This is a genomic window from Variovorax sp. KBW07, from assembly GCF_003852515.1.
In the GTDB taxonomy this organism is placed as follows: Bacteria; Pseudomonadota; Gammaproteobacteria; order Burkholderiales; family Burkholderiaceae_C; genus Variovorax.
In genome coordinates this window covers 1-12,572 of sequence record NZ_QAJK01000178.1, presented here as the reverse complement: position 1 = coordinate 12,572, position 12,572 = coordinate 1, and the positions used below count along the sequence as shown (strand labels likewise).

Genomic DNA, 12,572 nt, shown 5'->3' with positions numbered 1-12,572 from the left:
TGGGCGTCGCCCTGAATGACTTGAACAGCAGCACCCAACGAACCAGACACGACGCAACGAACAGAAGACAGGAACGTCATGCCACCAGACGCCGCGCCTCGAACACGCGCCCCGACAGCACGGTCCCCCACACACGTGCGTCCTTCAGCAACATCGGGTCCATCTCCAGCGGGTCGTCCTCCAGCACGCAGAAGTCCGCCCGCTTCCCGCATTCGATGCTGCCAATTTCGCCGTCGAGCTTCAAAGTCCAGGCGGCCCCCAACGTGATCGCACGCAACGCCTGAGGCACCGTGATGCGCTCCGCCTCGCCCAGCAACCGGCCCTTGGGTGTGATGCGGTTCACTGCGCACCAGGCCGTGAACAACGGTCCCAACGGCGTCACCGGCGCGTCCGAATGAATCGCCAGCGGCACACCGGCTGCCAGCGCGCTTCCGCAGGCATCGAGCCGGTTCGCGCGGTCGGGCCCCATCGTCATCTCGTAATGCTGGTCACCCCAGTACCAGATGTGGTTCGCGAACAGGTTCGCGCACAGCCCCAGCGATGCCATGCGGCGGAACAGCGGCGCGTCGATCATCTGGCCGTGCTGCAGCGTGTGGCGATGGTCGGGGCGGGGCGCGCGCGTCAGCACGCGCTCGATCGCGTCGATGGCTACTTCGCTCGCCTCGTCGCCGTTGGTGTGCGTGTGGATCGTCAGGCCCGCGCGGTGGTACGTCTCGAAATCGGCTTCGTACTGCGCGGGCGCGGTCACCCATATGCCGTTGGGCGCGCCGTTGAAATGGCCCGGCCAGCGCAGCCGCGCCGAGAAGCCCTGGATCGATCCGTCGAGCATCATCTTCACCAGGCCGTAGCGCAGGCGGTCGGTGCTGCGCGGCACCAGGGCCTTCACGTGCTCCGCGCCCAGCGCCGCGCCGTGCGTGCCGTGGAACGCCTGGAAGGCCGGGAGGATGCGCACGCCGAAGCCGTCGTCCTGCGTCACCTTTTCCAGCACGCCGCAGTCTTCTTCCGTCAGCTTGTTCACCAGGTCGGTCGCGGTGGTCACGCCCTGCAGGCAGGCCAGCCGGCCGAAGGAGCGAATGCCCGCCTCGGTCATCGGCGCCAGCAGGCCGGCGTTGCCGATCTTGCGCAGCACCAGAAACATCGCGGCGGGTTCCTGCAGCTCGCCCGTGGGCTCGCCTTCGGTTTCGCCGCCCGCGAACTTGACCACGCCTTCGACCTCGTTGTCGCGCGTGATGTCGGCAATGCGCAGCATCGCGCTGTTGACGTTCATCAGGTGGCCGTTGGCGTGGCCGATGACGATGGGGCGCGTGGCGCTGGCGCGGTCGACGTGCCGCACCGTCATGCGCTCGCCGCCGAAGTAGATCGGATCGAACCCCCAGGCCACCAGCGGCTCGGTGTCGGGCACGCCGTCGGCCGTCATCTTCGCGGCGACTTCCGAGAGGCGGGCCACCACCTCGTCCATCGAGCGCAGGCCGCTCCACACCTTGCCCTCGGGGTCGCGGCGGTCGAACCAGCCCAGGTATGTCCAGTCCCACATGCTGCCTTCCTTCAGGTGGCAGTGGCCTTCGACCAGGCCGGGCATCAGCACCTTGCCGGCAAAGCGCTCGTCGAGCGTGAAGGCGGTGCCCCAGGCCTGCATGTCGGCGAGCGAGCCCACGGCCAGCACGCGGCCGTCGCGCACCGCCACGTGGGTGGCGTGCGGCTGCATCGGGTTCATGGTGATGATCTTGCGGGCGGCGTAGACGACGGTGGTGGTGGCAGATGGGGTTGTGGTGGCAGGTGTGCTCATGGCGATGTGGGAATCGAAAGAGGAGGGCGCGGCATTCCATCGACAACGTCGACACGCCTGCAGCGTACCCAATGATCAGGCGCGACTTCGCGCAGCGGTGGCAGCTCGGCCGCGCAGGCCGGCTCTGCGACGGGGCAGCGCCCGGCAAAGCGGCAGCCCTTGGGCGGGTTGATGGGGCTCGGCGGATCGCCCGACAGCTTGATGCGGTTGGCGGCGCGGCGGCGCCCGCCGCTCACGGTCGGCACGGCCGACATCAGCGCCACGCTGTAGGGGTGCAGCGGCTGCGCGAAGAAACTGCGCCGCGGCGCGCGCTCGACGATCTGGCCCAGGTACATCACGGCGATGTCGTCGCAGATGTGCTCCACCACCGCCATGTCGTGCGAGATGAACAGGTAGGTCAGGCCCAGCTCGCGCTGCAGCCGGGCCAGCAGGTTCAGTATCTGCGCGCGAATCGCGATGTCCAGCGCCGACACCGGCTCGTCGCACACCACCAGCTCGGGGTTGGTGGCCAGCGCCCGCGCGATGTTGATGCGCTGGCGCTGCCCGCCGGAGAACTGGTGCGGAAACAGGTGCTGCTGCTCGGGCCGCAGGCCCACGGCCTCGAACAGCTCGGCCACGCGGCGCGTGCGTTCGTCGGGCGTGCCCACCTTCATCAGGTCCAGCGGCGCGCGCACGGCGGCACCGGCGCGCTCGCGCGGATTCAGTGAAGAAAACGGGTCTTGAAAGATGATCTGCATGCGCGTGCGCGCCTGGCGCAGCGGTTCGCCCTGGAGCGCGCCCAGGTCGGTGTCGCCCAGCTGCATGCGGCCCGAGGTGATGGGCGACAGCCGCATCACCGCCAGCGCGGTGGTGGTCTTGCCGGAACCCGATTCGCCGACCACCGCCAGCGTGCTGCCGCGGCGGATCTCGAAAGACACGCCATCCACGGCCTTCACCACTTCGGGCTTGCGGCCCCAGCCGGACTTGCCGCGCGGAAAGTGCACCTTCAGGTCTTCGACCGCGAGCAGCGTGTCGGTCTTGCCGATGAATGTCATGCGGCCACCTTCTCGCGCCGTGGGTGTTGTTCGGGGTGTCGTTCGATCGGGTCGGGCACCTCGGCGTGCAGCCAGCAGGCCGCGCCGTGCGGCACGCCCGGCGCCACGTGCCCCTCGACCGCGAACATCGGCGGCACTTCGAGGGCGCAGCGCGGCAACGCCTGCGGGCAGCGTTCGCGAAACGCGCAGCCGGTGCCCAGCTCCCAGATCGACGGCACCACGCCCGCGATCTCGGCCAGCTCTTCGCGCGCATCGTCCTCGAAGGCCGCGCTGCTGCCCAGCTCGGGCAGGCAGTCGATCAGCCCGCGCGTGTACGGATGGCCGGGCTCCGACAGCACCTGCTCCGTGGTGCCCTGCTCGATCACGCGGCCGGCATACATCACCATCACGCGGTCGGCCATTTCGGCGACAGCGCCCATGTCGTGGGTGATGAGCATGATGGCCGTGCCCTTCTCGCGCTGAAGGTCGCGCAGCAGGTCGAAAATTTGCGCCTGCACCGTCACGTCGAGCGCGGTGGTGGGCTCGTCGGCAATCAGTATGTCGGGCCGGCAGGCCAGCGCCATGGCAATCATCACGCGCTGGCGCATGCCGCCCGAGAGCTGGTGCGGGTACTCGTCCACGCGCCGCTCGGGCGCCGGAATGCCCACCTGCTGCAGCATCTCGATGGCGCGCTGGCGGGCCGCGTGCGCGTTCATGCCCGCATGCAGCTGCAGCGATTCGCCGATCTGGTCGCCCACCGTGAACACCGGGTTCAGCGAAGTCATCGGCTCCTGGAAGATCATCGATATGCGGTTGCCGCGCACCTCGCGCATGCGGGCTTCGCTGGCCTGCACCAGGTCTTCGCCCTGGAACAGCACGCGGCCGCTGCGAATGCGCCCCGGCGGCGAGGGAATGAGCCGCAGCAGCGCCAGCGCCGTCATGCTCTTGCCGCAGCCCGACTCGCCGACCACGCACAGTGTTTCGCCGCCGCGAATCTCGAAGTCGACACCGTTCAGCACCAGCGCCTGGCCGCGCCGGGTCTTGAACTCGACGTGCAGGTCCTGCACGCGCAGCAGCGCCTCGTTGCTGTTGTTGTGGCTTGTCATCATCTTTCCCTCAGCTTGGGGTTGAGGGCATCGTTCAGGCCGTCGCCGATCAGGCTGACCGCGAGCACGGTGACGAAAATCGCCGCGCCCGGAAAGGCCACGGCCCACCAGCACGACAGCACGTACTGGCGGCTCGAGCCGATCATCAGCCCCCAGCTCATCTGGTTGGGATCGCCCAGGCCCAGGAACGAAAGCCCGGCCTCGAAAAGAATCGCCGCGCCGATGGCCAGCGTGGCCGACACCACCAGCGGCGGCAGCGCGTTCGGCAGGATCACTTTCCAGATGATGCGGGCGTCGCGCGCGCCAATGGCCCGCTCGGCGCGCACGAACTCCAGCCCGCGAAACTTCATGAACTCGGCCCGCGTGAGGCGCGCCGTGCCGGTCCAGCTCACGATGCCGATGGCCAGCGTCACCGTCACCAGCGTGGGCGAGAAGAGCGTGACCACCACCATTGCGAAGAGCAGCGCGGGCAGCACCTGGAAGAACTCGGTGAGCTTCATCAGCGCGGCGTCGATCTTGCCGCCGTAGTAGCCCGCGAAGGCGCCGAGCGTGATGCCGATCACCACCGACAGCAGCGCGGCCACCGCACCCACCAGCAGCGTGGCGCGGCCACCGTAGATCAGCGCGGTAAGCACGTCGCGGCCCAGGTAGTCGGTGCCCAGCCAGGCCTCTTCGCTGAACGGCGGCGTGAGCGGCGCGGCCTTGATCTCGAACGGGTCCGCCGGAAACACCCAGGGCCCGGCGATGGCCACCAGCAGCACCAGCAGCAGCATCACCATGCCGACGATGGCCGAGGGGTTGCGCAGGAACATGCGCGCCGCCTCGGTGCCGGGGTGCTCGACGCGGAAGGCCGGCCTGGCCACGGCAGGGGCGGCAGGGGCCGTCGTGGCCGATGCAGGCGATAGAGGTGATGCAGGAGAAGGCATCGTTGCTGTCTTGTTCATGAGGCCTTGATGCGCGGATCGATGAAGCGATAGCACAGGTCGGTGAGCTGGTTCATGACCACCACCACGATGGAAGAGAACAGCAGCACGCCCAGGATGGTGGGGTAGTCGCGCCGCAGCACCGACTCGAAGGCCAGCCGGCCGAGGCCCGGCCAGTTGAAGACCGTCTCGACCAGGATGGCGCCCGCCAGCACGTTGCCGAACTGCAGCCCCAGCACCGTGACCACCGGCAGCAGCGCATTGCGCAGCGCATGCTTGTAGAGCACCACGCGGTCGGCCAGGCCCTTGGCGCGCGCGGTGCGAATGAAGTCGGAGCCCAGCACGTCGAGCATCGACGAGCGCGCCAGCCGGCTGTATTGCGCCAGGTACACCAGGCTCAGGGTGAGCGTGGGCAGCACCAGGTGGTGCGCCACGTCGAGCATGTCTTTCAGGCCACCGCTGCTGCTGGAATCGATGGAGCGCATGCCCGCCACGGGCAGGATGGGAAACACCGAGGCCAGCAAGATCACCAGCATGATGCCGAGCCAGAACACCGGCGCCGCAAAGCCCACCAGCGACAGCACGGTAATGAACTGCGACAGCCAGCCGTTCGGCTTGCGCGCCGACAGCACGCCCAGCGCGGTGCCCACCACGAAGGCCAGCAGCACCGCGCACAGCACCAGCAGCAGCGTGGCCGGCACGCGCTCGGCAATCATCTGCGTCACCGGCAGGTTGAAGAAGTACGAATAGCCCAGGTCGCCCTGCGCCACCTTGCCCAGGTACACCAGCAGTTGCATCGGCAGTGGCTTGTCGAGCCCGTACTGCGTGCGCAGCTGCGCCATCAGTTCGGGCGACATGCCGCCGCTGGCGCCGGCAATGGTTTCCACCGGGTCGCCCGGCGCGGCGTGCACCAGCACGAAATTGAGGACCACCACCGCGAGCACCAGGCCAAGGGCCTGGAGCAGTCGCGAGGCGGTGTAGCGCAGCATGCCCATGATGATGTCGTCGTCGCTGTCGTTTTTGTCTTCGTCTTCGCCGTGGTGCCCTTACTTGAAGTACACCTCGTCGAGCGGCGACAGCGGTCCCCAGATGGTGGTCGGCACGTTCGCCAGTTTCTTGCTGGTGATGGTGTGGTAGGGCACCTGGTTGATGAACTCGATGGGCAGGTCGTCGGTCACGATCTTCTGGAAGGTCGCGTAGTAGGCCTTGCGCTGCGTGGCATCGATCAGGCCGCCGGCGGTATTGAGCAGCTCGTCGACCTTCGGGTTGGCGTACGACTGGGTGTTGGTCCAGACGATCGGCTTGATGTTGGTCGACAGGTAGGTGCGGTGCACGCCGATGATCGGGTCGCCCCAGTTGAACACCGTGTCCATCGACAGGTCGAAGTCGTGCGAGGCCAGCCGCTTGGCCCAGGCCGGGAAGTCGGCCGAAGCCCGCACCTCCACGGTGATGCCCACCTTCTTGAGCTGGCCGCGGATGTACTCGGCCACGTTCTTCTGCTGGTCGTCGGCGCCGGGCAGGTAGTCGATGGTGAGCTTGAAGCGCTCGCCGCCCGCGCCGGCCTTGTAGCCCGCGGCGTCGAGCATTTCGCCGGCCTTCTTCAGGTCGAGCGGGTAGCGCACCAGGTCGGGCACGGCAAAGGGGCTGCTGGCCACCAGCGGGCCGTCGGACACGGTGGCAAAGCCGCCCATCAGCGCCTTGGTGATGAAGTTCTTGTCGATGGCCGTGGCAATGGCCTTGCGCACGGCCACGTCCGACAGCGGCTTCTTCGCGGTGTTGAAGGCCAGCCAGTTGAGCGCGCCGATGCCGTCGTAGCCCTTGGGCGTGAGCGACACCTTGGGGTCGTTGGCCAGGCGCTTCAGGTCGGTGGGCAGCGTGGCAAAGGGCACCATCTGGATGTCGCCGCGTTCCAGACCGAGGATCAGGCTGGCCGAGTCGGGCGTGATGTTGACGATGACCTTGTCCAGGTAGGGCTTGCCCGGCAGGAAGAACTTGTCGAAGCGCTCCAGCACCACGCGCTGCGCCGGCTTGAAATCGGTCACGCGGAACGGGCCGGAGCCCACCACGTCGGTGCTGTTGCGCGGGTGGTTCTTCAGGTCTTGCCCGTCGCCGTAGATGTGCTTGGGAAGGATCGGGCACAGCGCCGGCGACATGGCCAGCACGATGGCCGGGTGCGGCACGCTCATGCGGATGATGGCCGTGTACGCATCGGGCGTTTCCACCTTCTCGACCGGGCCGAGCATGGTGGTGAACGGGTGGTTGGCCTTGATGGCCATGATCGAGAACGCCACGTCGGCCGAGGTGACCGGCTTGCCGTCGTGGAACACCGCGTCCTTGCGCAGCTTGAGCGTGAGCGACTTGCCGTCGTCGGCCAGCTTCCACGACTCGGCCAGGTAGGGCTGCGGGTTCCACTTGTCGTCGAAGCGCAGCGGGCTCGCGAAGATCTGCGTCGAAGGCAGCGCGGTGGCAATGCCCGACTGCACCGCGCCGTTCAGGTGCCGCGGCGTCTGCGTGCTGCCTATGACCAGCGTGCCGCCGCGCTTGGGTTCATCGGCTGCCGAAGCCGGCAGCGGGAGCAGGGCGCTGGCGCCAAGAAGGGCGGCCGAGAGCAGGGTGGCGCGACGCGTGAAACGGAGAAGGGGCATGACAGGACCTCTGGGAGTTCGACACAGGCAATCGGGATCGGCTCGCCGCACGAGCGGGCCTTGGTGTCGAAGATAGGCGCTCGCCGCGTGCCAGCGAAGAGCCAACCGTGGGCGACCGGCAGGGCCAGAGGGCACGGGTTTGCCCCGTTGTGCGACCGGGCGATGCGCCACTGTGGGGAATGCGCGGTGCCGGTGCGCAGGTTCCTGTTTCGCCTACTTCTCGTCGCGCAGCCAGTACCACTTGTAGAGCATGCGCTGGCCGATGCGGCGAAAGGGCGCGAACGCGCGCGACTCGACCACGCCCATCACGTTGGGGAAGGGCAGCGGCGAGTGGTAGATGGGCAGCTCGAACACATCCTTGCCCGTGTCCTTGCCCGCCACGCGCTGGGCCAGCCGCTTGCCCGCCCAGGTGGAAAACGACACACCGTTGCCGCCGTAGCCCACCGCGTACCAGATCTTCTTGCCGGCATCGGGCTGGGTGATGCGCGGCATCATGTCGTGGCTCATGTCGACCCAGCCCCACCACGAGTAGTCGATGCGAATGCCCGCCAGCGGCGGGAACTTGCGCGCAATGGCGTCGGTGAGCAGCTTCAGGTGCACCGGGTCTTCGGCGTCGGCGCCCGTTACGGCGCTGCGGCTGCCGATCTGCAGCCGGTTGCCCTTGAGCAGCCGGTAATAGAAGCGCAGCGTGCGCGTGTCGGTCAGGAAGGTGAGCGACTTGAAGTTGGTGGCCTTCAGCTCGGCATCGGTCAGCGGGCGCGTCACCACCGAGTTCGACAGGATCGGCATGATCCGGTTCTTCAGCAGCGGGTTGAGCGCCTGCCCCGTGTAGCCGCCGGTGCACACCGCCACGCGGCGCGCGCGCACCACGCCGGCCGGCGTCTGCAGGTGGTGCACGCCGTCGATGGTGTGCCAGCTCTGCACCGGGCTCGATGTGTGCACCGTCACGCCCAGCGCGCGGGCACGGCGCATCAGCCCGAAGGTGAACTTGAGCGGGTGGATGCCCACGCCTTCAGGCTCGAACATGGCGCCCACGGTTTCGCGCTCGTCGCAGTAGTCTTGCCGCACTTCTTCGGCGCTCATCATGCGGGTGGCGTAGCCGAACTTCTCGCGCATCAGCCGGGCTTCGGTGTCCAGGCCCGCGAGCTTCTCGGGCCGGTGCGCCAGGTACAGGTGGCCGCCGTCGTAGGCGTCGCAATCGATCTGCGTGGTGAGGTGGCGGAAGTTCTCGAAGCCGCTGCGAATTTCGGCGTCGAGCTTCTTCGCCGTGTCCATGCCCCAGCGCTCGATCCACTGCGAGCGCTTGAGCCGCCCGCTCGCGTTCTGGCCCTGGCCGCCGCTGCGGCTGGAGCAGCCCCAGGCCGCCTGGTTGGCTTCGAGCACCGTGGCGCGAATGCCGTGCTCCTGCGCCAGGTACAGCGCGGTCGACATGCCGGTGGCGCCCGACCCGATGATGGCCACGTCGACATCGATGTCGCGCACCAGCGGGCCGTCGTCTTCCGGCGGCTCGCCGGCGCTGGCCACCCACCACGTGGGCGCATAGGCGCGGCCGGCGCCGGGGTCGGGTGCGTGCAGCGGGTCGTATTGCGGGTCGTAGGGGCGAAAGGGTGCTTGCAGCGGCTGCATGGGAGCAGCGCCGTCGATGAGGGCAGCGCTGGCGGTGATGGTGAATCGGGTGGCGGTCCCTGCTGTCATGGTCATGAGGGCTCCAGGTGAAACGACAAGAAAAGGCCGGGGGCCGCAGCCCCTTACTTGGCTGCCGGCAGGTTGGGGCGGGCCTTGCGGAACACGTTCTTCAGGTGGATCTTTCCGTCCCTGAAGGTGAACACGTCGATGCCGTCCGTCTCGATGCGGCCGCCGTCGGCCGCGGTGCCGGTGAAGGTCCACTGCGAGGTGCCGAAGTCGCCCTGCACGAAGTGCTGGCCGTTGATCCACTGCGCATCGGGCACCGCGCCCCAGGCCGCGGCGAAGGCCTTGCGCACCGCCTCGGTGCCCACATGGCGCGTGCCGCAGGCGTCGGGGCCGGCGGCGGTCTGGAAGATGCAGTCGGGCGTCATGAAGCTCATCAGCGCGTCGATGTCGTGGCGGTTCCAGGCGTCGCTGAAGGCGGCGAGGGTGGCGGTGGTCACGGGGGAAGAAGATGGCTGTGCGGTCACGCGGGAACTCCAGAATTGAATCGGCCAAGGGTAGGCAGCCGCTTGCCGGCGCGATAGGGCCAGATGCGGGGATTCGACCGAGCCAGAGCGCGACACAAATTTGCGCACCTGCCCTAAACTGCGGCGCACCATGCCCCCGAACCCGCGAGCCACCCAATGGGCGCAGCTGTTTGCGCTGCCCGACCAGCCGGCACTGCCGTTGCAAGCCCGCTTGCGCACCGCCGTGGTCCAGGCGATTCTTGAAGAGCACCTGAGCCCCGGCGCACCGCTGCCGTCGTCGCGCGAACTGGCGGCGCTGCTCGGCATGAGCCGCAACACCGTCACCTCGGCCTACCTGCAGCTCATCGACGAAGGCTTTCTGGAAGCGCGTCCGCGCAGCGGCGTGTTCGTGGCACGCAACGCCCGGCCGCAGTCGGCCGCGCATGCCGAGCCGCTGGTGGGCCGCAGCGGGCAGGCCAGCCAGCCGCCCGACTGGTCGGGCCGCGTGCTGCGCTCGCTGGTCGACAAGCCCACGCTGTCCAAGCCCGACCGGTGGCGCGACTACCCGTACCCTTTTGTCTACGGCAACTACGACCCGCAGCTGTTTCCGACCGAAGACTTTCGCGAGTGCTGTGCCCGCAGCCTCGCGCGTTCGCAGTTGCCGCATTGGACGCCCGACTTCGAAACCGACGACGTGCCCGACCTCATCGAGCAGATCCGCACCCGGCTGCTGCCCAAGCGCGGCGTGTTCGCGCTGAAGGAAGAAATCCTGGTCACCATGGGCGCGCAGCACGCCTACTACCTGCTGGCCGAGGCGCTGTTCGACGAGCACACGCGTGTTGGCCTCGAAGAGCCGGGGCATCCGCACGCGCGCAACAGCTTTGCGTTGCGGCAGCCCAAGTGGGTCGAGGTGGATGTCGATGAAGACGGGCTGGTGGTCGATGCGCTGCCCGCCGCCGACTACCTGTTCGTGACGCCTTCGCACCAAAGCCCCACCACGGCCACCCTGAGCCTGGAGCGGCGGCAGTGGCTGCTGCGCAAGGCCGAGCTGCAGGACTTCGTGATCATCGAAGACGACTACGAGGCCGAGAACCTGTACGAAGGCACGCCCATGCCCGCGCTCAAGAGCCTGGACAAGACGGGCCGCGTGATCTACGTGGGCTCGGTGTCGAAGAGCCTGTCGCCCGCGCTGCGCCTCGGCTTTATCGTGGCGCCGCGCGCGCTCATCAAGGAGCTGCGGGTCATCCGGCATGCAATGGTGCGGCACCCCAGCGCGTTTCTGCAGCATGCGTACGCGTTGTTTTTGTCGCTCGGCCATCACGAGTCGCATGCGCGGCGCGTGAACCACGCCATGCAGGAGCGGCTGGCCCTGGCGGCGCAGGCGCTGCGCGACCACCTGCCCGATTTCGAATTTCGCCTGCCATCGGGCGGCGCATCGATCTGGGTGCAGGCGCCGACCTGGGTGGACGCGACCGAACTGGCCCTGATGGCGCGCAACCACGGCGTGCTGATCGAGGCGGGCGACGTGTTCTTTGCCAAGCCGCCGTATCCGTGCCCGTTCTTCAGGTTGAGGCTTTCGTCCATTGCCGCCGCGCAGATTCCGGCGGGAATCCGGGCCCTGGGAATGGCGGTGGAAGAGCTTGCGTTGGCGCGTGGAGAGAAGCGGGCCGCCGGGTTGCGGACGCACTGAGTTTTTCGGGGGAGGACTTTTGGGGGAGGGAGGACGCCCCGTCCGAGTGCTTCATGCACCAAGACAAGGGTATTCACCGACAAGCTGGCTCCACACCCACAAGAGCACTGGCACTTCCTGGCTGGACCCGATGAGCGCAAAGTCGCCCCGATTCACCCACTGGAGAAATTCGATGACCATGTCCCGCCGTCTCCCCCTCCAACTCGCCGTGCTGGCCGCCGCGCTCACCGCGTTCTGCGGCAGCGCTTTCGCACAGCAGACCAAGGAACTCACTTTCGCCCACCAGGACATGCTGGTGCCGCTGCGCCTGGTGATGGAATCGGGCGAGGTCGAAAAAGCCACGGGCTACAAGATCAACTGGCGCATGTTCTCGGGCGGCGGCGACGTCATCCGCGCGATGGCTTCAGGCGACGTGCAGATGGGTGAAACCGGCTCCAGCCCGTTGACGGCCGCGGCCAGCCAGGGGCAGGACATCAAGCTGTTCTGGATCTCCGCCGACATCGCGAATGCGGAAGCGCTCATTGCCCGCAACGCATCGGGCATCAACAGCATGAAGGACCTGGCCGGCAAGAAGGTGGCCACGCCCTTCGTGTCGACCGCGCACTACCAGCTGATGGCCGGCATGAAGATGGACGGCGTCGACCCGAAGAGCGTGAACGTGATGAACATGCGCCCCCCCGAGATCGCGGCCGCATGGGAGCGCGGCGACATCGACGCCACGTTCATCTGGGACCCGGTGCTGTCGAAGATCAAGTCCACCGGCAAGACCATCGCCACGTCGGGCAGCATCGGCAAGCGCGGCGCGCCGACGTTCGAGGGCATCGTGGTCAATGCCAAGTGGGCGGCGGCGAATGAGCCGTTCATGATCGCGTTCGTGAAGGCGCTGAACCGCGCGAACGAAGAATACAAAGCCACGGGCAAGAGCTGGACGCCCGATTCGCCGCAGACGAAGGCGATGGCCAAGTGGACGAAGGCGGACCCGAAGGACGTGGGCGCGGCAATGGCGCTGTACACGTTCCCGACGATGGCGGAGCAGGTGTCGCCGACGTGGCTGGGTGGTGGTGCGGCCAAGGCGATGGCGGGCACGGCGGCGTTCCTGAAAGAGCAGGGGCGGGTACAGGAAGTGAAGCCCGACTACGGCGCGTTCGTGACCACCGTGTACGTCGACAAAGCGATGGGCAAGTAACGCCACGGGGGCCGCTGGGATGACTCCCTGGTGTTCTGTCGGTCGCTGCGAGGGGCCTTCAGGGCGTCGCCCACGCCGACGGCGTGCT

Annotated in this window: 10 protein-coding genes; 2 read left to right on the top strand and 8 right to left on the bottom strand. The window is 67.7% G+C overall.

Annotated elements, in window-relative coordinates:
• Positions 1 to 76 precede the first annotated feature (76 nt).
• From DBV14_RS30015 to DBV14_RS29980, 8 genes are all read right to left on the bottom strand, one after another.
• Positions 77 to 1,786, bottom strand: coding sequence for an amidohydrolase (locus DBV14_RS30015; protein WP_124465052.1), 1,710 nt, complete (start codon positions 1,784 to 1,786; stop codon positions 77 to 79).
• Positions 1,783 to 2,820: an ABC transporter ATP-binding protein gene (locus DBV14_RS30010; protein ID WP_124465050.1), complete on the bottom strand. Its 1,038-nt coding sequence runs from the start codon at positions 2,818 to 2,820 to the stop codon at positions 1,783 to 1,785. The genes DBV14_RS30015 and DBV14_RS30010 overlap by 4 nt, the downstream gene beginning before the upstream one ends.
• Positions 2,817 to 3,908: an ABC transporter ATP-binding protein gene (locus DBV14_RS30005; protein WP_185546172.1), complete on the bottom strand. Its 1,092-nt coding sequence runs from the start codon at positions 3,906 to 3,908 to the stop codon at positions 2,817 to 2,819. The genes DBV14_RS30010 and DBV14_RS30005 overlap by 4 nt, the downstream gene beginning before the upstream one ends.
• The gene (locus DBV14_RS30000; RefSeq protein ID WP_185546171.1) at positions 3,905 to 4,849 is read right to left on the bottom strand and encodes an ABC transporter permease; all 945 of its coding nucleotides are present in this window, start codon (positions 4,847 to 4,849) and stop codon (positions 3,905 to 3,907) included. Before DBV14_RS30000 ends, DBV14_RS30005 begins: the two co-directional genes overlap by 4 nt.
• Positions 4,846 to 5,823 (bottom strand): ABC transporter permease, encoded by a 978-nt coding sequence (locus tag DBV14_RS29995; protein WP_124465048.1) that lies wholly within the window; start codon positions 5,821 to 5,823, stop codon positions 4,846 to 4,848. The genes DBV14_RS30000 and DBV14_RS29995 overlap by 4 nt, the downstream gene beginning before the upstream one ends.
• A 51-nt stretch (positions 5,824 to 5,874) precedes the next feature.
• The gene (locus tag DBV14_RS29990; RefSeq protein ID WP_124465046.1) at positions 5,875 to 7,473 is read right to left on the bottom strand and encodes an ABC transporter substrate-binding protein; all 1,599 of its coding nucleotides are present in this window, start codon (positions 7,471 to 7,473) and stop codon (positions 5,875 to 5,877) included.
• Positions 7,474 to 7,686: 213 nt separating this feature from the next.
• Positions 7,687 to 9,099, bottom strand: a complete 1,413-nt coding sequence (locus tag DBV14_RS29985) for an FAD-binding oxidoreductase (protein WP_124465054.1) — start codon at positions 9,097 to 9,099, stop codon at positions 7,687 to 7,689.
• 122 nt (positions 9,100 to 9,221) lie between these two features.
• Complete coding sequence (locus DBV14_RS29980; RefSeq protein WP_124465044.1) at positions 9,222 to 9,629, bottom strand: nuclear transport factor 2 family protein; 408 nt, start codon at positions 9,627 to 9,629, stop codon at positions 9,222 to 9,224.
• Between the two features lie 130 nt (positions 9,630 to 9,759).
• Between DBV14_RS29980 and DBV14_RS29975 the strand changes: the two genes are divergently transcribed.
• Together DBV14_RS29975 and tauA are read left to right on the top strand one after the other, a co-directional pair.
• Entirely contained in the window at positions 9,760 to 11,298 is a 1,539-nt protein-coding gene (locus DBV14_RS29975) for a PLP-dependent aminotransferase family protein (RefSeq protein ID WP_124465042.1), read from the top strand.
• A 172-nt stretch (positions 11,299 to 11,470) separates the two neighbouring features.
• Positions 11,471 to 12,484 (top strand): taurine ABC transporter substrate-binding protein, encoded by a 1,014-nt coding sequence (gene tauA, locus DBV14_RS29970; protein ID WP_124465040.1) that lies wholly within the window; start codon positions 11,471 to 11,473, stop codon positions 12,482 to 12,484.
• Positions 12,485 to 12,572: the final 88 nt, after the last annotated feature.